The organism is Gordonia bronchialis DSM 43247, assembly GCF_000024785.1.
Taxonomy (GTDB): domain Bacteria; phylum Actinomycetota; class Actinomycetes; order Mycobacteriales; family Mycobacteriaceae; genus Gordonia; species Gordonia bronchialis.
This window is the reverse complement of the sequence record NC_013441.1, coordinates 1,402,885-1,422,092: the sequence shown is the minus strand read 5'-3', so window position 1 is coordinate 1,422,092 and position 19,208 is coordinate 1,402,885. Positions and strand designations below refer to the sequence as shown.

The following is a 19,208-nucleotide window of genomic DNA, read 5'->3' as shown; positions in this document are numbered from 1 at the left end:
GTGACCCCATGACCCTCGCAGACGACCGCGCACCCCGGCTCGCCGCACAGCCCCCGGCGACCCGTGACAGCGCAGGTGACACCAGCTTTTCGCTCGACGACCGCTACACCCGCGAATCGGGCACCATCTTCCTCACCGGCATCCAGGCCCTGGTGCGCATGGTCCGCGACCGCGCTCGCGTCGACCGCCGCCAGAACCTACGGACCGCCTCCTTCATCTCCGGCTACGAGGGTTCGCCGCTGGCCGGCTATGACCTCGAGATCGCGCGTCGGGGCAAGTACCTCGACCCCTACGACGTGGTTCACCGGCCCGGCCTCAACGAGGAGCTCGCCGCGACGTCGGTGATGGGTTCCCAGGTCGCCGCACAGGTCGCCGCGCTGAGCGACAACCGCGACGGCGTCGTCGGGTACTGGTACGGCAAGGCCCCCGGACTCGACCGCGCCACCGATGCCCTGCGCCACGCCAACCTCATCGGCACCCATCCCGACGGCGGCGCGGTGGCCCTCGTCGGCGACGATCCGGGCGCCAAGAGTTCCACGGTCCCCTGCGCGTCGGAGATGGCGCTGGCGGATCTCTACATGCCGATCCTCTACCCCGGCGACTCGCAGGACATCCTCGACCTGGGCGTCCACGCGGCGGTGATGAGCCGCGTCAGCGGACTGTGGACGTCGATGAAGATCTCCGCGCACGTCGCCGATGGCGCCACCACCGCCGAGGTCTCCCCCGACCGGATCGTGCCCGACCTCGGCGACCTCGGCCGCAGCCCGCATGTGCCGAGCGGACGGCTGCTCGGCGCCAACCTGATGGAGCTCGAACAGAATCAGCTGACCACCCGGATCCCGCGCGCCCTGGAGTACGCCCGACTCAACGGCATCAACCGGATCGTCGTGTCCAGCCCGGACGACCGGATCGGTATCGTCGCCGCCGGCAAGACATATCTCGATCTGCGGGAAGCGCTGCGCCTCATGCGCATCGACGACAACGATCTGCGCCGCCTGGGTATCCGCATCCTCAAACTCGGCATGGTGTACCCCATCGAGCGAGAGATCCTCGACGAGTTCATGTTCGGCACCGCGCGCGGCGACCTCGACGAGGTGATCGTCATCGAGGAGAAGCGCGACTTCATCGAGACGATGATGCGCGACATCCTGTTCCGCCATCCGCGCGCGCCGCGCATCGTCGGCAAATCCCACGAGGACGGCTCGATGTTGTTCTCGCGCTTCGGCGAACTCGATGTGGACGCCGTGTGCCGCGGCCTGGCCGCACGACTCGCCCGGCACGGCGTCGAACCCGCGCAGGCCTGGTTGGACCGCAAGTCCGCGCGGCCCACGCGCATCGAGCTCCCGCTGGCGGTGCGCACCCCGTACTTCTGTTCGGGCTGCCCGCACAACAGCTCCACCAAGGTCTCGCCGGACACCCTGGTGGGTGCCGGAATCGGTTGTCACGCCATGGTGTTGCTGATGGACCCGCGGCAGGTCGGCGACGTCGCCGGGGTCACCCAGATGGGTGGCGAAGGTGCGCAGTGGATCGGCATGGCCCCGTTCGTGGAAGCCGATCACTTTGTGCAGAACGTCGGCGACGGCACGTTCATGCATTCGGCGTCGCTGGCGCTGCGAGCGGCTGTCGCGTCCGGTGAGAACATCACCTACAAGCTGCTCTACAACGGCACCGTCGCGATGACCGGCGGTCAGGATCCGGTGGGCGCCATGAGTTTGCCGCGCCTGACCTCGCTGTTGCTCGACGAGGGCGTGGCCCGCATCGTGGTGACCTCCGACGACCCGCAGCGCACCCGTGATCTGCGGCTCCCGTCCGGCGTCGAGGTACGCCACCGCGACGAGATGCTGGACGTGCAAACCGAACTCGCCACGGTTCCGGGTGTGACGGTCCTCGTCCACGACCAACACTGTGCCGCCGAGAAGCGGCGCAAGCGCAAGCGCGGCACCATGGAGACCCCGACGACGCGAGTGATGATCAACGAGCGCATCTGCGAGGGCTGCGGCGATTGCGGCGAGAAGTCCAACTGCCTGTCGGTGCACCCGGTGGACAGCGAATTCGGCCGCAAGACCCGTATCGACCAGAGTTCCTGCAACCTCGACATGTCCTGCCTCAAGGGCGATTGCCCGTCGTTCGTCACCGTCACCCCGCGAACACGCCGCAAGTCGGTGCGGGCGGAGGACATCGACGCATCGGCGCTGCCGGTCCCGGCGCTGCGGCCGCTGCGGGACACGTTCTCGTTGCGGGTCACCGGGATCGGCGGCACCGGCGTGGTGACGGTGTCTCAGGTGCTCGCGACCGCCGCCGTGCTCGACGGGCACTTCTCGCGCACCGTCGACATGACCGGCCTGGCCCAGAAGGGCGGCGCCGTGGTGAGCGACGTGAAGGTCTCGCCGCAGGTCACCGAGCAGTCCGCCAAGGTCGCCTCCGACGACTGCGACCTGTATCTGGTGTGCGACCCGCTGGTCGGCACCGATCCGGTGAACCTCAAGGTGGCCGCCGCGGAGAAGACGGTCGCGGTGGTGTCCACCACCCAGATCCCCACCGGGCTCATGGTCATCGACACCACCGTCGGCTTCCCCGCCGCGGCGCAGGTGCATTCGGCCATCGACGCGCGGGTGTCACGGGCGGTGTACCTCGATTCCGGCGAGCTGTCCACGCAACTGTTCGGTGACGAGCAGTACGCCAACATGCTGATGGTCGGTGCCGCCTACCAGACCGCCGCGCTGGCGATCTCCGCTGAATCGATCGAGCGGGCCATCGAGCTGAACGGCGTTGCGGTGTCGGCCAATACGCAGGCGTTCCGGCGCGGCCGGCAGGTGGTGGCCGATGCCGACGCGGTGACGGCGGTCCTCGCCGCGTTGCACGGGTCCTCGTCGTCGGAGATCACACCGAGCGACGCCGCACTGCGCGTCGTCGACGGCCTCGGCGTCACCGACGATCTGGCCCGCACCATCGCGATCCGCTACGACGAGCTCATCGCCTACGCCGACGAGCGTTACGCCCGTGAGTATCTCGGCGTCGTGACCCGGGTGCACGAGGAGGCCGGCGATCCCGCCCTCACCGACGCGGTGGCGCGGCACCTGTTCAAGCTGATGGCCTACAAGGACGAGTACGAGGTGGCGCGGCTGACCGCCGACCCCGCCTTCGCCGAGCAGGTCGCCGAATCCTTCGGCGACGACGCCAAGGTCGCGGTTCGCCTGCATCCGCCGACGCTGCGCGCGATGGGCATGAAGGAGAAGCTGTCGCTGGGCGCCTGGTCGCAACGCCCGATGTCCGCCCTGGCCAAGATGAAGAAGCTGCGCGGCACCCGCTTCGACCCCTTCGGCCACAACGAGATCCGCCGCACCGAACGCGCGCTCATCGTCGAGTACCGCGAACTCGTCGACACCATGCTCGACGCACTGCGCACCGGCCGGGTCGGCGACGATCGACGACCCGCCCTCGTCACCCTCGCCCAGCTTCCCGACATGGTCCGCGGATACGAGGGTGTCAAGATGCGCAACGTCGAGCGCTACCACGCCGAGATGGCGCGCATGCGGGCCGAGTTGGGCATCTGACCGCTCGTTGACGGGGCGTCGTCTCGCGTTGACCGGGCAGGCGAACACGTTCATCGTGCGTCGCTTCGCGTCGACCGGGCAGGCGAACACGGTCAACGCCGAAGGCGCGCCACCACCGTCTGTCCGTCGTCGCCGACGATCACCTCGGCGCGCAAGCCCCGGGCGCGAGCATGCTCGGCCGTCGCATCGAACTGCGCATGATTCATCTCGACGACCAGCACGCCGTGTGGTGAAAGCCATTCGGCGGCATCGTCGATCAGCTCCCGAACATGGTCGAGGCCGTCGGGGCCGGCGATCAGCGCGGCGCGCGGTTCGTACTCACGGGCCTCGTGCGGAAGCTGCTCGAAGTCGCGCTCCGGAACATACGGCGGCACCGCGGCAACGACGTCGATGTAACCCCGAAGATGCGCGGGCACACCGGAAAAGCCCGGTCCCACGTACACGCCGGCATCGTCACCGACATTGCGTCGGGCGTATCGCAGCGCCACCGGGTCGGCGTCGGTGAGGTGAATCGAAGCCCCGGGAACGCGGTGGTGCACCACGGTGGCGATGGGTGCGACACCGCAAAACGCCTCCAGTAGCGTCGGATTCGCGCCGCTCGTAAGAATGTGGGCGACCGCGGCGTCGGCCACCAGCACCGAGCGCTGACGCGGTACGAACACCCCGGGGCCGACCGCCAGACGCAGACCCGCGAAGCCGACCCAGCCGAGGATGTGCTCGAGCGGCTCCCCCGCGACGCGACGCGCACACCAGGCGGCGAGCTGCTCGGGATCGACGGCGCCGGCGCGCAGCAGTGTCGCCTCCTCCTCGGCGAACACGCTGCCGCCCAGACGAAGAGCGCGGACCAGCGGATCGGTCTCCGCTGCTCCGCGCTCGTCGTCGTTCACCGATCGATCAGCGAGCCACCGCGGGGTCCGGCGCCACCTCGTCACGCTTCAGACCGAAGACGAAGGACGCCCCCAGGAGCAACGCCACCTGCAGGAAACCGAAGATCAGCGCCACGATCGCGCCGGCACCGAGGTTGACGACGGGCGGCAACGCCAGCGCGGCCGCGAACAGGGCCAGCCATCCCGCGGTGGCGATCACCGCCAGGAACGGCAGCGCCTTGCGATAGCGAGGCACCAGAACCAGGGTCGTGGCCACGGCGACGGCACCGAGCAGGATGAGGAACTTGCCCGGGTTGAGGAGGATCTCGTAGGAGAAGAAGCCGGGCACGCCCGTGTCCCCGTTCGCGAGGTCGTTGGCCCAGTCGTCGGCCTCGTCCTCCACCCCGGAGGCCACCGTGATCCAGCTGACGAAGCCCATGAAGTAGGTGACGATACCGAGGAGCGCGGACGCCAGCGCGAGGATCAGCGACAGGTCCGGACGCGGGCGGGGCGCATACGGTTGCCCACCCGAGGCGCCGTACTGATTATTCGGGTCGTACTGGGCGTTCGGATCGTAGTGACCGCCGCCGAACTGCGGAGCCGGATTCTGCGCACTCCACTGGCCGCTCTGGGCGGGGATCTGCCCGCTCGCCGGCGCGTTGGGCGTGCCGTAGCCGGGTGCGCCGCCGGTCGGGACGTAGGAGGTCGCCTCGGAACTCCCCGGGAAACCGCCCGACTGGGGTCCTTGGCTGCCGCCCTTGCTGGGATCTGGCGAAGTCACGTTCTGCTCTCCTATCGGTGCCGCGATCCGCGGCCTGGGCTCTCTCAGACGCCTCAGCGTAGATTGCCGCGCGTCCGGTATGCAGTATCGGCGACTGTTTTCATCTGACCGATCGGTCGGGGACTCCCCGTCGTCGACCGAAATCTGGACACCTCGACCCGCACGGACGGATAGTCCGCTCGGGGCACGACGGCGAGTACAGGTTTCGTCGCCACCCGGAGGCTCCCCTCACCTACGTCCCAGCAACGCGTCGGTGGCCATCGTGGTCAGCAGCGGCCGCAGTCGGGTCTCGGGGAACTCGGGCAGCCGCGGCGAGGAGTTCAGCAGCCCGAAGGTCGCGTGCACCCGGACCCGCGCCTCGTCGCGGTCGGTCGTGACGCCGACGCCGGTCTCACCGCAGGCCACCAGCACATCCACCCACTGCTCGACGTAACGCCGTTGCAGGGATCGCACCCGGTGATTGGCGTCAGGGCTCAGGGCGGCGAGGTCGCGGTCCTGCACAGCGATGAGGTCGGGTTTGGTGACGAGGACGTCGATGTGGAAACGGATGAGGTCGGCGAGGGTGTCGGCGGGTGCGGCACCCCGGGCGACCACCTCGGCGCCCCCGTCGTGCAGACGTTGACTGATGTCGACGAGCATCTCGTCGAGAAGGTCCGACTTCGACGCGAAATGGCGGTACATCGCCGGACCGCTCACCCCGACCGCGCGGCCGATGTCCTCGAGACGCACCGCACTGAACCCACGCGCAGCCATCTGGTGGGCCGCCGCCTCGAGCAGTTCGGCACGACGCGCGGCCTTCGCCTGGCCCCGGCGGGTCTGACGGGGTTCGTCGGGTGCCGCGCCATCGGAAGCGCCCGCCATGCTCACCACCCGTTGATGTGCAGGACCTTGTCGAGCGGTTTGCGTTCGGCCGGACGGAAATCCGTGCCCTTGGTGTAGGCCACCAGCAGCAACACACCCTGATGAACGGTCGGCGGGATGCCGAGGAGTTCGGCGACCTCCGACTCGTAGGCAAGGTGCAGCGTGGTCCAGGCCGATCCCAGTCCCCGTGCTCGCAACGCGAGCGACAGACTCCAGGCACCCGGGAGCAACGATCCCCACACACCCGCCTGGTTACCGGTCGGAAGTTCCCCGCCGGTGTAGATGGCGCCGATGACCAGCACCGGTACGTCTCCCATGACGTCGGCCAGATACTGCGCACTCGACGCGACCCGCTGACCGGTCTCGTCCCGTGGTGCCTGGTTGGCGTAATACGTGGCAAAGGATTTCGCGTACAGCTCGCCCACGCGCTTCTTGAGATCCGGTTCGGTGAGCACGATCCAGTGCCAGGTCTGGCTGTTGCTGCCCGTCGGTGCCTGCAGGGCCACCTCGAGTGCCTCGCGGACGATCTCGATCGGGACCGGGCGCTCCAGGTCAAGACGTTTACGCACCGACCGCGTCGTGGTCAGCAGCTCGTCGGGATCCAGCGGCAGCAACTCGGTCATGAAGACTCCTTCAGTCTCGCGTGAAATTCACTGTGGTGGACGGGTCCGTGGTGTCGATCCCGCTGATTCGATCCGGTGTCAGCCGCACCGTCCAGCGGTTGTCCGAACACTCCCCGTAGGTCACTCGTGCGGCGACCTCGACCACCACACCATCCGCCCCGGTTCGCCGCGATTCCTCGGTCCAGGTGGCACCGCAGCGGCCCGGAGTGATGTCGATCCGGGCGGTGAGGGGATCCGTCGAGGACACGGTCAACACGGCAGCCCGCGACTCGCCGAGGGACTCCCAGGTGCCAGTCCACACACCCGAGTCGGAAGTGGCGGACGGTGTGGAGCTGCTGCGCGGGGCGTCTGACACGCTGTGCACGACGGTTGCGGTCGTGGTTGTCGTCGCGGTCACGGCATCGCTGTCGTCGTCTGAACATCCGCTGAGCACAAGGGCCGCAGCACATGTCGTGATCACAATCAGGAGTCTCGCCCGCATCTCGGACATTCTGCCAGAGCGACATGCACCAGAACAGGTCAGTCCGGAGGCGGCCGACGGTCGAGCACACCGGCTGCCGTCAGGAAATCCAGCAGTCGCGCTGTGACCGGTATCGAGGTCAGTTCAGCCGGCGCGAACCAGGCGGCGTCGGCTGCGTCATCACCGGCGCGCAGGGTGCCCGACCGTACGCCGGCCCGGAAGTCGTGGACCTCGAAGACGATGTCGTCTGTCCCCGTCCCACCTCGGTAGGGGATCTCGACGACCCAGGCCCGTTCGAGCACGTCGATCTGCAACCCGGTTTCCTCGGCGACTTCCCGCACCACCGCGTCGACGGCCGTCTCCCCCGGCTCGACCTTGCCGCCGGGCAGACTCCAATAGCCGGCCTGTGGCTCGTTTTTCCTCAGTACCAACAGAATTCGTCCGGCGTCATCGACGATCACCGCGCCGACGGCCACCACCCGCCTGCTCATCGCCCACTCCCGGGCACCCGGGTACGTGCCGCGAAGTCCGGTCCGGCGATCGAATCAAGTTGTCGCATCAGCGTTTCCGCGATCCGCGCAGAGATGTCGCCGGTCGGGCCGATCAGCTCGTCGATGACCCCGGACCGCGCCAACTCGGCCGCGAGGATGCCCTGACGCCTCGCGAGATCCGCGGCGTGGTCGGTGTCGCGGTGGACGATGAGGCTCGCCCCTTCCGGCGGCAAGGGCGACAGCCAGGCATCGTGGCGGGCGACCCGACGATCGGCGGGGAACAAGGCCAGCGCCGCACCACCGCCGCCCTGCCCCAGCAGCACCGACACCGTGGGCACCGCCACGTCGATCAATTCCGCTGTGCAGCGCGCTATCTCGGCGGCGAGCCCGTCCTCCTCGGCCGACGCGGACAACTCGGCACCCGGCGTGTCGATGACGGTGATCACCGGTAGACCCAGATCGGCGGCCATCGCGAGTCCGCGACGCGCCACCCGAAGATGCCGAGCTGCGATCAACTGCCCATCGGCCTGCGCGGCACGATCCTGCCCGATCACCACCGCAACGCGATTCCCGAAGCGACTCAACGCGAGTCGCATCGGGCCGGAGTTCAGGATCACCGACTCACCCGCGCCCAGCAGCTCGATCACCCCCGCGCGGCGCGTCTCTCGGGTCGCCTGCACCGCCGTCCAGGCGTCGATGTCGGGCACCGCGGTTTCTCTGCGGACGGATGGGTGGTGCGCCGCTCCCGATTTCTCGAGGAGACCGAGCACCAAACCGAGGACGTTGCGCAGTGTCTTCGCGTCGAGGACTGCGTCGACGAGCTGGATGTGGGAAAGATTCTCGGCCGTCTGCACACCGGCCGGGAACGGCTCGCCATACAGGCCCTCGTAGACACGCGGCCCGAGGAACCCGACGAGAGCACCCGGCTGTGCCCACGTGACGTGGCCCAGCGACCCCCAGGAGGCGAAGACACCACCGGTGGTCGGGTGCCGCAGGTACACCAGGTAGGCCAGCCCGGCCGCCTTGTGCGCGGTGACCGCGCCGGTGATCGCGACCATCTGCAGAAACGCGGGGGTCCCCTCCTGCATCCGGGTACCACCCGAGGCGGGCATCGCCAGCACCGGCAACCCTGCGGAAGTGGCCCGTCGAAGCGCTTGCACCACACGGTTTCCCGCGGCAGCTCCGATGGACCCGCCGAGGAAGGCGAACTCGCTGACGATGAGCACCACCGTCCGCCCGCCGACCCGTCCGACGCCGGTGATGACCGACTCGTCGCACCCGGATCGCTCACGGGCACGCTCGAGGTCGTCGGCATACCCCGCGTCGGCGTCCACCGGCTCGTCGGGCGGGTGATCCCACGATTCCCAGGTTCCGTCGTCGACGATCAGATCCCGCAGTCCGATCGCTCCCACACGCCCGTTGGTCGCCACGCCCCCACGGTAGGTCAACCTCCGCCGAGCATTCGTCGTTCACCCGGATCGCTCCCAGCCCGGGACGGCGGTCGAGGGTGGACCCGTCCGCTGAGCGGCGATGCGTTTTCGGGGGCCGGTGAGGGTGGTGCAACGCACTATATGCGATGCCCCACCCTCAGAGATGGGGCACCAATTCACGCGCGGGTATCCAGCGTCAGCGCGAGTACACCACGCGGGTGCGCAGCACGATGTCGGCGACCGCCCGGCGCTGGGAGTGGACTGCCGCCCACGCCAGGCCGATCGGCAAGAACGTACAGATCAGGGCGCGAAGCAGCGCGACGACGGGCCGCATCCGGCCACCTTTGCGCCCGACGACGCGCAGACCCATGACCACGCAGCCGAGCGTGCGTCCCGACACCGCCCAGCACGCGGTCAGGTACAGCACGGACACCACGATGAATCCGGTGGCGGTGAAGACGATGTGCGGGTGCGGGAAGCTGAAGTCCTGCACGCTGAGCAGGAGTCGGGCGAGCGTCACCGCCAGATAGCCGCCACCCAGGATGGTGCCGACCACCGCCAGGTCGATGATCGCGGCGATACCTCGGCTGACGATGCCCGCGCTCTTGTCGCGATCGAGCACCACTGGGTGGTGAGTCGTGTTGTGCCGCTTGCCCTGTGGCGTGCCGGGCGACTCACTCACCGGGCACCTGCCCGTCGGCCGCACCGTCGGCTACTCGGCGCCGCAGGATGCGGTTGATCGCGTTGGCGACGGCGTCATCGGCGCGTTCGGAGGTGCCGCGGACGTCGGTCATCACATCGGCGGTGACCGAAGTGCTGGCGTCACGGATGATGTCGGTGAGGTCGACCCCGTCGATGACCTCTTCGGCCAGCCCGATCAGGTCGACGCGACCAAGGATGGCGTCGATGTCGATCCGGGCGGCGATCGCGTCGATGTCGATGCCGCCGGCCACCACGTCGAGGTCGACGAGTCCGACCGCGGCGTCGAGGTTCACCCGCTCGGCGATGACTGCATTGAGATCGACGCGGTCCAGGATGGCCTCGATGTCGAGATCGGCTGCGATGGCGTTGAGATCGGCGTGTTCGCGCACCAGGGTCGTGAGATCGAGTTCGGCGACGATCGCAGTGATGACCGCGGCCACAAGCCGTTTACCACGCTCGACGGCCACCGGCAGGACGTCGGCTATGACGTATTCGCCCTCAACCGACAGACGGTCCACGGCACGGCGGCCGATCGGCCCGATGACCGGGAGCCGGAGACTGACCCGTGCCGCGATCGCCGCCAGCCCCGCGGTGGCGACGACCGCTCGCGCGCCGAGGGCCGCAGCGCCGACGGCGATCGTCACCTCCCGGGGCACACCGCTGTTCACCGCCGGATTATCGCACGCACGTCGCAGATGACGGTGCTCATCTGCGACGTCTCCGCCTGTCGGCCGAACAGGCCACTGTCCGCGCTCCGCGGCACGCCGTCGCATCCGGTGATCTAGCTTGGAGATCATCCGATCAAGGGGATGGTCAGTATGTCGCTCGCACCTGGTGACACCTTCGCCGGATATCGCATCGTGGCGCCGCTACCCTCCGAATCGGAGGACGAGGTGTACCTCGTATCCCATCCGCAGAGTCTTCGCGACGAAGTGCTCCGCGTGTTCGGACCGAACACCGAATCTCACTGCGCAACAACTGGTTCTTCGACGCCCCGCAGGTCATCACCACGTCGGTGACACCGGACGTGGGACTGGCCAGGCTCAGCGCGACAGGTTTGGATGACGACCGCGGCCTGTGGGTCGCATCGCAGTTCGCCGAGGGGCGCACGGCGAGTGCCCTGCTTGCCGAGCGTGGCCGGCTCGACGTCGCCGACGTCATCACCTGGACGGGGATGGTCGCCGATGCGCTCGACGCCCTGCACCGACAGTCCATCGCTCACGGCAACGTCGGCGCTCGGTGTATCTACATCAGCGACTCGGCTACGAACACGGAGGTGACGTTGGCCGGACTGGACAACGGGTGGTGCCTCGGACTCGCGCTGTCGACTGAGCTCACACGACCGACATTGCCCGATCATCCGTCGCCTGAATTCGTGCAGGATGGCGCCCGCGACCATCGCAGCGACCAGTTCGCTTTGGCGTGCACGGTATTCGAGCTACTCGCAGGTCATCGACCATTCGGAAGCACGTGGCACGAGCAGGTCACCGGAACGCTGAACGGCCCGACGCCGGTCCTGTCGCACGTACGCCCTGACGTTCCACCATGGGTCGACGACGCCCTGCGGCGCGCCCTCCACAAGGATCCCGCTCAGCGCTTCCCCACGTGCCGAGATTTCGTCGACGCCCTATCCGGTCGTCGACGACCAGCACCCCAACCACCGAAACCACCAAAGCTGCACTTGCCGAACGGGTTCCGAATCTGCCTTCCCAAGCTCTATCAGCAACCTGTCAGCGTCGGCATCAACCCCCACGCGAAGGTCGACGACCCCGGTCTCAGGGCCATGCAGTGGTATGTCCGCCCGGGTGATCACGTGGCCGCAGGTGATCCTCTGTTCAGGGGAGATGTCCTTACCGGGGGTTGTGTCGGAGCCCGGAGTGTCATCGTGCACTCCCCGGTCGCCGGAACGGTTCTCGACATACGAGTCGGCGACGGCGGAGAAGCCTTTCACGGCAATCAGCTCGCCGTCATCGGCGAGGTCGGTCTGTCACCATCGATGTTTGGTGACCTGCCCCTCCTCATCCCGGCCGGCGCGCATATCCACCGACGAGAGACACCATCGTGACGCTGTCTGTCGGGGATACCTTCGCCGGGTATCGCATAGTCGCGGTTCTGCACGTAACACCAAGCGACGCAGTGTATCTAGTCGCACATCCCACCGCGCCCGCGGATGAGATACTCCGGGTGTACTCGCCGAGTGTCGAGGTGGACGTGTATACCGATGACAGAATCTACGGCGATCCGTCAGGAGATGAGCGCCGCGGAGTATCTCCTCGTGGACGGTCTTGCGGCTATCCACCTGGTGGGACGGACCGACGGCCGAACGTGGATGACCTCGGCTGCCGCCCAGGGGAAGCCGTCGAGAACGGTGTTGGCCGAACGCGGTCCGCTGCCCATCGCAGACGTGGTCCGGATCGCGCAGACGGTTGCCGTCACACTCGACACGCTGCATCGGAACTCGGTCATTCACCGCGACATCGGGACACACTGCATCTATCTGGACCATCGCTCGAACCCACCACGGACAACACTTGCCGGCCTCGACAATCCACGTCGCATGCCGACACCCACCCCCGATGTGACCGCTCCCGAACCTCCCCTGATCGTGCACAATCCCTCACCTGAACACCTGGCCGACAAGGTACTGACACCCGCCGCAGATCAATTCAGTCTGGCGTGCACGGTGTTCGAACTGCTCACCGGCACAGGCCCGTTCTCCAGAGCCGGGTCGATCCCGGGCATGATTGTGGCGACCCTGCAGGAACAACCGGGACCGCTTGGTCACCGTCGGCCGGATCTGTCCGATCAGGTGGAGCGAATCATCCACCGCGCGCCCCCGGAGTTCTGGAGTATTCCACCGTGATCGTGTACTCACCGGTCGCCGGCACAGTCGTAGACCTCCGGGTCGACACCGATTGCATCGTAGAGCCGGGCGAGGCGGTCGCGGTGATCGGCGAGCCGGTCACTCCCGCCATGTACGGATCGCTCCCGCTGCTCGTACCCTGCGGTCAGTTCGTCGGCAGTCACTGACCGGCCCACAAACCGAAAATCCCACTTGCGCGAAAACGTCTGCGCAAGTGGGATTCCCGAAGCGGGCTGGTTACAGCGACTCGTAGAGCTCCCGGGCCAGCTTGGCAGTCTCCGACGGCGTCTTGCCGACCTTGACGCCGGCGGCCTCGAGGGCCTCCTTCTTGGCCTGCGCGGTACCCGAGCTGCCGGACACGATGGCACCGGCGTGGCCCATCGTCTTGCCTTCGGGCGCAGTGAATCCCGCAACGTAGCCGACGACCGGCTTGGAGACGTTGGCCTTGACGTAGTCGGCTGCCCGCTCCTCGGCGTCGCCGCCGATCTCGCCGATCATCACGATGACCTTGGTCTCCGGGTCCTTCTCGAACGCCTCAATGGCGTCGATGTGGGTGGTGCCGATGACCGGGTCGCCGCCGATGCCGATGGCGGTGGAGAAGCCGAGATCGCGCAGCTCGTACATCATCTGGTAGGTCAGCGTGCCCGACTTCGAGACCAGTCCGATCGGGCCCTTGCCGGTGATGTTGGCCGGGGTGATGCCGACCAGCGATTCCTCCGGGGTGATGATGCCGGGGCAGTTGGGGCCGATGATCCGGGTTTTTGGACCTTCACTGCCACCTTTTTCCAGGTTGTAGGCCCACGCATAGGCGGTGTCCTGCACCGGGATTCCCTCGGTGATGACCACCAGCAGCGGGATCTCGGCGTCGATGGCCTCGATGATGGCGTCCTTGGCGAACTTCGGCGGCACGAAGGCGATCGACGTGTCGGCGCCGGTCTCCTTGATGGCCTCGGCCACGCTGCCGAAGACGGGCAGCTCGACGTCGGAGCCGTCCTTGGCGGTGTGCGCCACGGTGGTGCCGGCCTTGCGGGCGTTGACGCCGCCGACGATGTTGGAGCCGGCCTTGAGCATCAGGGCGGTGTGCTTGGTTCCTTCACCGCCGGTGATGCCCTGCACGATGATCTTGTTGTCTTTGTTCAGAAAGATCGACATGGTCAGTTCCTCACTTGCTCGCCAGCTCGGCGGCCTTGTCGGCGCCGGAGTCCATTGTTTCGGCGAGCGTCACCAGCGGGTGATTCGCGTCGGCCAGGATCTTGCGGCCTTCCTCGACCTTGTTGCCGTCGAGGCGCACCACGAGCGGCTTGTTGGCCTCGTCGCCGAGCTTGTTGAGCGCGCCGACGATGCCGTTGGCCACCGCGTCACAGGCGGTGATGCCGCCGAAGACGTTCACGAAGACGCTCTTGACCTGCTCGTCGCCCAGGATGACGTCGAGTCCCGCGGCCATGACCTCGGCCGAGGCGCCGCCACCGATGTCGAGGAAGTTGGCCGGCTTGACGCCGCCGTGGGCTTCTCCCGCGTAGGCGACGACGTCGAGGGTCGACATGACCAGACCCGCGCCGTTGCCGATGATGCCGACCTGTCCGTCGAGCTTGACGTAGTTGAGGTCGTTCTCCTTGGCCTTCAGCTCCAGCGGATCGGTCGCATCCTTGTCCGCGAACTCATCGTGGTCAGGATGCCGGAAGTCGGCGTTCTCGTCGAGGGTGACCTTGCCGTCGAGGGCCAGGATCTGATCGTCGGGGGTGCGGACCAGCGGGTTGACCTCCACCAGGGTCGCGTCTTCGGCGACGAAGACTTCCCACAGCTTGGCGATGGTCACCGCTGCGGCGTCGAGCACCTCGGCGGGCAGGTGGCCCTGCTCGGCGATCGAGCGGGCGGTGGCCTCGTCGACACCCTTGACGGCGTCGACCGGCACCTTGGCCAGACGCTCGGGCTTGGTCGCGGCGACCTCTTCGATCTCCATGCCGCCCTCGACCGAGCACATGGCCAGGTAGGTGCGGTTCGCACGATCGAGCAGGAAGGAGATGTAGTACTCCTCCGCGATGTCACTGGCCTCGGCGACCAGCAGCTTCTTGACGACGTGGCCCTTGATGTCAAGGCCCAGGATGTTCTCGGCGTGCGACTGTGCGTCATCAGGGGTTGCGGCGTACTTCACGCCACCGGCCTTGCCACGCCCGCCGACCTTGACCTGCGCCTTGATCATCACAGGCTTGCCGATTTCCTCGGCGATCGCCCGCGCATCGGCGGCATCATCGGTCACCCGCCCGGGTGTGGTGGGAACCCCATGCTTGGCGAACAGTTCCTTCGCCTGGTATTCGAAGAGATCCATTCAGCTCACCATCTCGTAGATTTGCCCGCAGAGGGATAGGAACACCGCAGGGTGTAACGCGGGCCATAACGGACTCTAAACCTGCCGCATATGGCGGCCGAGACCGCACCCTGCGCTTGTGCGACAGATCACTCGCTCGGTCCGGCGTCGACGACCGGACATCGGGCCCGCCGGTCGAGCCCGCCGGGCGGGATGCTCCAGTGGATTCTCGGCTGACCGAACCGACGAACAGCTTTCGACGTAGTGGAGCGCGAATCCGACACAGTGAACACCTCGTCTCCATTCTGTGACCCAACTCACATTATGGCTGGTATGGGGTGCGCAGCGTTGGACTTGTCGCAATCATTTCGTTACCGTCGGCTCTCAGTTGATTGTCACAAATGGATCACGGACCCCGTAGGAATGTTGCGGACCAGGCCCCGACATCCGCAGCAGCGAAGAGATGAGGTGGACGATTTGGCGGCAAGCTCTCCGCACGGATCGGCCCGCACCCGGTCAGGAAACACACTCACCCGCCCGGGCGCCGACGATTTCGCCGCCGAGGAGATGACGATGATCATCCCTATCGACGAGCTCGAGGGCACCGCCGAGGATCGCACCGACGGCATCGACCACACCGACGACCACTACTGGACCCCCGCCACCTGGGACCGCTACTACCGCCCGACCCGCTCGGAGATCACCCAGGACATCCTGATCCCCGAGCACGAGTTCGACGAGTACAGCCACGACGAGCCCTATGACGTCGACGGCGCGCGCCCAGACACTTACGCCGATACCCATGTCGCCGACGATCGCGGACTACTGACCGCCACGCCGGCCGAGGACAAGCCGTTCCGCAGCAACCCGGCCGGTTCGCGGGTCAAGCGTGGCGGCCGCCATCGCATCTCCGCTCCGCCGACCGCCCTGCGTGGTGGTCGCGCCGCACTCATCGCCATGGCTGCCGGGGCAACCGTCGCCGCCGTCGCTCAGGTGAGCACCGCTGACGAGCCGGCCGGCACCGGGGTATCGCCGGCCGCCAACGTCTCCGATACCGCCGCCACCGTCGATCTGGGCCCCGGCGTCGCCGTGTCTGCGCCCACTCCGGACATGAATGTCTTCGGCGATCAGCTCAAGGTCGGCGCCGCCCATGCCGCCGACGACGCCCGCCGAGAGGCGATGGCACGCCGGCCGATGTACATGCCGCCCGTCGACTTCGCGGCAGGCAACTGCAGCTTCACCTCGCTCTACGCGATGCGCTGGGGCACCATGCACGGCGGCATCGACCTCGCCTGCCCGCTCGGCACCCCGATCCACGCCATCACCGACGGCGAGGTCATCGCTGCGGAACCGGCCAGCGGCTACGGCCACTGGGTCCAGATCCGTGCCGCCGACGGCACTGTCACGATGTACGGCCACATGTCGTCCTCGGGTGTCCTCGTCCGCAAGGGTCAGCATGTGACGGCCGGCGACGTGATCGCCCTGGTCGGCAACGAGGGCTTCTCGACCGGACCGCACGTACACGTGGAGGTCTGGAAGGACGGCCACACCAAGATCGATCCCGCCCCCTGGCTGGCCAAGAAGGGCATTCGGCTGCCCAACTACGGGGGCTGAGACTTTCCCAAAGCAGTTGGAACGACTGGTTTCTCGGGTCACCAGTGGCTTCGACACGCCTCTCGCCCAGCGGGTCGTGGCGGCTCAGCCAGCAGAAGAAGAACGCCGACTCAGCCACGTGAGAAGAACCGGCGGCTCAACCACGTGAGAAGAACTGCGCTCAGCCGATCTAGAGCTTCTCGCCCGGGATCCCGCCTGCGGTCAGCAGGGTGACCCGCCCGGTCCCGCCGCCGTAGTCGATGGTGATCCGCTCGGTCGCGCCGCTTCCCTCCTTGGCGACAACCTTGCCGAGTCCGTACTTGGGGTGGTTGTGCCGGTCCCCCACCTCGTAGTTCACGAAGGTATTGCGTCCCCGCGACGGATCCGACGAATACGACGACCGGCCCCGTAGACCCGACGACGTCGCGCCGTCGCGTCCGAAGATCCCGCCCGACGAACCACCGAACCGGCTCTGGGTCCGCCGCGGCTCGGTCCGCCGCCAATCCAGCAGATGCTGCGGAATCTCTTGTAGGAAGCGCGATTCCGGATTCGACACCGGCTGCCCCCACGAGGCCCGGGTGATGGAGCGGGTCAGATACAGCCGCTCCTTGGCCCGAGTGATCCCCACGTAGGCGAGCCGGCGTTCCTCACTGAGTTCGGCCGGATCGCCCATGGCCCGCATGTGCGGGAAATGCCCGTCCTCCCAACCGGTTACGAAGACCACCGGGAACTCCAGTCCCTTGGCGGTGTGCAGGGTCATCATCGTCACCACACCCTCGCCCTCGTCGGGAAGCTGATCAGCGTCGGCGACCAGCGAGACACGTTCGAGGAATGCGGCCAACGACCCGGGGTCGGGTTCCCCCTCGGTGTCGCGGCCGGATTCGAGCGGATCGTCGTCGTCGGCCGCTTCGTCCTCGGCGAGCTCCGCGGCGTCACGGCTGAATTCCTGTGCCACCGAGATCAATTCGTTCAGGTTGTCCAGGCGTGCGCCATCCTGCGGGTCGTTGGACGCCTCGAGTTCGCCCCGATAACCGGTCCGCTCGACGATGGCGTCCACCAGTTCGCCGATGTCGGCACCCTCTTCGGTGGCATCGATAAACGCCACGTCCTCGTCGGACTCACCCGCCGCACCGAAGGCGGTGAGGAAGTCGGTGCGCAATCCCTCGATCAGATCCACGAAGCCGCCGATCTGTTTGATCGCGCGGGTGTTGAGCATCGCGACCTTACCCGCCGCGGCGTCGATCAGCGACTCGTAGAAGCTGCGTCCGGTGTTCTCCGAATGGACCGCGACACACGCCTCGGCCCGGTCCCCGATACCGCGTCGCGGCGTGTTGAGGATGCGGCGCAGACTCACCGCGTCGTCGGGGTTGGCCACCACCCGCAGGTAGGCCACCACATCCCGAACCTCTTTGCGCTCATAGAATTTGGTACCGCCGACCACCTTGTACGGTATGCCGTGCCGCACAAAGACCTCTTCGAGGGCTCGTGAACCGGTGTTGGTCCGGTAGAACACCGCGATGTCGGAGTACTTGTGGCTCGAGGACCCGCCGATCGAGTAGTCGGTGAGGCTCTCGATCTCCTTGGCGATGAAGGTCGACTCGTCGCGGTCGGAATCGGCGACGTAGCCGACGATCAGCTCGCCGTCGCCGGAATCGGTCCACAACCGCTTGTCCCGGCGGTTCTCGTTGCGCGCGATGACGGCGTTGGCCGCCGATAGAATGGTCTGGGTGGATCGGTAATTCTGTTCCAGCAGAATGGTTTCCGCGTTGGGGAAGTCGCGCTCGAACTCTTCGATGTTGCGGATGGTGGCGCCCCGGAAGGCGTAGATCGACTGGTCGGCGTCACCCACCACACACAACTCCGACGGCTCGAGGCCGCCAGCGGTCGGGACCTCGCCGACGAGTTCGCGGATGAGCACGTACTGCGCGTGGTTGGTGTCCTGATACTCGTCGACCAGCACGTGCCGGAAGCGCCGCCGGTAGTACTCGGCGACCTCGGGGTGAGCGTGCAGCAGCGCGACGGTCTCGCCGATCAGATCGTCGAAGTCGAAGGCGTTGGCCGCCCGTAGCCGACGCTGGTACTCGGCGTAGATCCGCGCGATCTGCTGCGCCGCCGGCTCGTCCGACGCCGCGGCCTCGACGGCCTGCTCGGGTCCGACGAGCTCGTTCTTGAAGTTCGAGATCGCCACGCCCACCCCGCGCGGACTGAACTTCTTGGGGTCGAGTTCGAGGTCCCGGATGATCATGCCGAGCAGTCGTTTGGAGTCGTCGGCGTCGTAGATGGAGAAGTTCGAGTTCATCCCGGCCAGCAAGCCCGACTGCGCGCGCAGGATGCGCACACAGGTCGAGTGGAAGGTGGACACCCACATGTAGGTGGCCCGGGGCCCGACGAGATCGATCACCCGCTCGCGCATCTCCGCGGCTGCCTTGTTGGTGAAGGTGATCGCCAGGACCTGCCCGGGGGACACGTCACGCGCCGCCAGCAGGTAGGCGATGCGGCGCGTGAGCACCGCGGTCTTACCCGATCCGGCGCCCGCGACGATGAGTAGCGGCGCCCCGGTGTGCAGCACCGCGGCACGCTGCTGGGGGTTGAGACCATCGAGCAGGCGGGTGATCGCCGGGTCGGTCGGCGGGACCCCGGCAGAGGGCACGGCGGAAGGCACAGAAGAGCTAGTCATCG

Annotated in this window: 17 protein-coding genes; 4 read left to right on the top strand and 13 right to left on the bottom strand. The window is 67.2% G+C overall.

Translation table 11 applies throughout. The features are described from left to right. Nucleotides 1-8: 8 nt before the first annotated feature. The gene (locus tag GBRO_RS06670; protein ID WP_012833210.1) at nucleotides 9-3,554 is read left to right on the top strand and encodes an indolepyruvate ferredoxin oxidoreductase family protein; all 3,546 of its coding nucleotides are present in this window, start codon (nucleotides 9-11) and stop codon (nucleotides 3,552-3,554) included. Nucleotides 3,555-3,646: 92 nt separating this feature from the next. Here the strand turns inward: GBRO_RS06670 and GBRO_RS06665 are convergent, their stop codons facing one another. The 9 genes from GBRO_RS06665 to GBRO_RS06625 form a co-directional block, all read right to left on the bottom strand. Then, nucleotides 3,647-4,441 (bottom strand): N5-glutamine methyltransferase family protein, encoded by a 795-nt coding sequence (locus GBRO_RS06665; RefSeq protein ID WP_012833209.1) that lies wholly within the window; start codon nucleotides 4,439-4,441, stop codon nucleotides 3,647-3,649. Nucleotides 4,442-4,448: 7 nt separating this feature from the next. Further along, nucleotides 4,449-5,201: a DUF5336 domain-containing protein gene (locus tag GBRO_RS26275; protein ID WP_012833208.1), complete on the bottom strand. Its 753-nt coding sequence runs from the start codon at nucleotides 5,199-5,201 to the stop codon at nucleotides 4,449-4,451. Between the two features lie 228 nt (nucleotides 5,202-5,429). Beyond that, nucleotides 5,430-6,062: a TetR/AcrR family transcriptional regulator gene (locus tag GBRO_RS06655; RefSeq protein WP_012833207.1), complete on the bottom strand. Its 633-nt coding sequence runs from the start codon at nucleotides 6,060-6,062 to the stop codon at nucleotides 5,430-5,432. Nucleotides 6,063-6,064: 2 nt separating this feature from the next. After that, nucleotides 6,065-6,685 carry a nitroreductase family protein gene (locus GBRO_RS06650; protein WP_012833206.1) on the bottom strand — a complete coding sequence of 207 codons (621 nt, stop codon included), beginning with the start codon at nucleotides 6,683-6,685 and terminating at the stop codon, nucleotides 6,065-6,067. Between the two features lie 10 nt (nucleotides 6,686-6,695). After that, nucleotides 6,696-7,082, bottom strand: coding sequence for a hypothetical protein (locus GBRO_RS06645; protein WP_147290633.1), 387 nt, complete (start codon nucleotides 7,080-7,082; stop codon nucleotides 6,696-6,698). 122 nt (nucleotides 7,083-7,204) lie between these two features. Further along, nucleotides 7,205-7,636 carry an NUDIX domain-containing protein gene (locus GBRO_RS06640; RefSeq protein WP_012833204.1) on the bottom strand — a complete coding sequence of 144 codons (432 nt, stop codon included), beginning with the start codon at nucleotides 7,634-7,636 and terminating at the stop codon, nucleotides 7,205-7,207. Beyond that, nucleotides 7,633-9,066, bottom strand: coding sequence for a carboxyl transferase domain-containing protein (locus tag GBRO_RS06635; protein ID WP_012833203.1), 1,434 nt, complete (start codon nucleotides 9,064-9,066; stop codon nucleotides 7,633-7,635). The genes GBRO_RS06640 and GBRO_RS06635 overlap by 4 nt, the downstream gene beginning before the upstream one ends. Nucleotides 9,067-9,262: 196 nt before the next feature. Next, nucleotides 9,263-9,748 carry an RDD family protein gene (locus GBRO_RS06630; protein WP_012833202.1) on the bottom strand — a complete coding sequence of 162 codons (486 nt, stop codon included), beginning with the start codon at nucleotides 9,746-9,748 and terminating at the stop codon, nucleotides 9,263-9,265. After that, on the bottom strand, nucleotides 9,741-10,436 hold the full coding sequence (locus GBRO_RS06625; RefSeq protein WP_012833201.1) for a hypothetical protein: 696 nt from the start codon (nucleotides 10,434-10,436) through the stop codon (nucleotides 9,741-9,743). Before GBRO_RS06625 ends, GBRO_RS06630 begins: the two co-directional genes overlap by 8 nt. 347 nt (nucleotides 10,437-10,783) lie before the next feature. Between GBRO_RS06625 and GBRO_RS06620 the strand changes: the two genes are divergently transcribed. Further along, nucleotides 10,784-11,833 (top strand): protein kinase domain-containing protein, encoded by a 1,050-nt coding sequence (locus tag GBRO_RS06620; RefSeq protein ID WP_041919770.1) that lies wholly within the window; start codon nucleotides 10,784-10,786, stop codon nucleotides 11,831-11,833. A gap of 156 nt (nucleotides 11,834-11,989) precedes the next feature. Next, nucleotides 11,990-12,631: a protein kinase domain-containing protein gene (locus GBRO_RS06615; RefSeq protein ID WP_169309864.1), complete on the top strand. Its 642-nt coding sequence runs from the start codon at nucleotides 11,990-11,992 to the stop codon at nucleotides 12,629-12,631. An 8-nt stretch (nucleotides 12,632-12,639) separates the two neighbouring features. On the opposite strand, the gene GBRO_RS26270 is transcribed toward GBRO_RS06615, so the two are convergent. The 3 genes from GBRO_RS26270 to sucC all read right to left on the bottom strand — a co-directional run bounded on the left by GBRO_RS26270 (nucleotide 12,640) and on the right by sucC (nucleotide 14,957). After that, nucleotides 12,640-12,795, bottom strand: a complete 156-nt coding sequence (locus tag GBRO_RS26270; RefSeq protein ID WP_155825208.1) for a hypothetical protein — start codon at nucleotides 12,793-12,795, stop codon at nucleotides 12,640-12,642. Between the two features lie 73 nt (nucleotides 12,796-12,868). Then, nucleotides 12,869-13,783: a succinate--CoA ligase subunit alpha gene (gene sucD, locus GBRO_RS06610; protein WP_012833199.1), complete on the bottom strand. Its 915-nt coding sequence runs from the start codon at nucleotides 13,781-13,783 to the stop codon at nucleotides 12,869-12,871. Between the two features lie 10 nt (nucleotides 13,784-13,793). Further along, entirely contained in the window at nucleotides 13,794-14,957 is a 1,164-nt protein-coding gene (gene sucC / locus GBRO_RS06605; RefSeq protein ID WP_012833198.1) for an ADP-forming succinate--CoA ligase subunit beta, read from the bottom strand. A 447-nt stretch (nucleotides 14,958-15,404) separates the two neighbouring features. Between sucC and GBRO_RS06600 the strand changes: the two genes are divergently transcribed. Beyond that, entirely contained in the window at nucleotides 15,405-16,550 is a 1,146-nt protein-coding gene (locus tag GBRO_RS06600; RefSeq protein ID WP_041919768.1) for a M23 family metallopeptidase, read from the top strand. A gap of 169 nt (nucleotides 16,551-16,719) precedes the next feature. On the opposite strand, the gene GBRO_RS06595 is transcribed toward GBRO_RS06600, so the two are convergent. Further along, nucleotides 16,720-19,206 (bottom strand): UvrD-helicase domain-containing protein, encoded by a 2,487-nt coding sequence (locus GBRO_RS06595; RefSeq protein ID WP_012833196.1) that lies wholly within the window; start codon nucleotides 19,204-19,206, stop codon nucleotides 16,720-16,722. Nucleotides 19,207-19,208: the final 2 nt, after the last annotated feature.

Excerpts from the sequence above, each read along its gene's own strand:
- GBRO_RS06670 (WP_012833210.1), top strand. The coding sequence starts at position 9 with ATGACCCTCGCAGACGACCGCGCACCCCGGCTCGCCGCACAGCCCCCG.
- GBRO_RS06655 (WP_012833207.1), bottom strand. The coding sequence starts at position 6,062 with ATGGCGGGCGCTTCCGATGGCGCGGCACCCGACGAACCCCGTCAGACC.
- GBRO_RS06650 (WP_012833206.1), bottom strand. The coding sequence starts at position 6,685 with ATGACCGAGTTGCTGCCGCTGGATCCCGACGAGCTGCTGACCACGACG.
- GBRO_RS06640 (WP_012833204.1), bottom strand. The coding sequence starts at position 7,636 with ATGAGCAGGCGGGTGGTGGCCGTCGGCGCGGTGATCGTCGATGACGCC.
- GBRO_RS06615 (WP_169309864.1), top strand. The coding sequence starts at position 11,990 with ATGACAGAATCTACGGCGATCCGTCAGGAGATGAGCGCCGCGGAGTAT.
- sucD (WP_012833199.1), bottom strand. The coding sequence starts at position 13,783 with ATGTCGATCTTTCTGAACAAAGACAACAAGATCATCGTGCAGGGCATC.
- sucC (WP_012833198.1), bottom strand. The coding sequence starts at position 14,957 with ATGGATCTCTTCGAATACCAGGCGAAGGAACTGTTCGCCAAGCATGGG.
- GBRO_RS06595 (WP_012833196.1), bottom strand. The coding sequence starts at position 19,206 with ATGACTAGCTCTTCTGTGCCTTCCGCCGTGCCCTCTGCCGGGGTCCCG.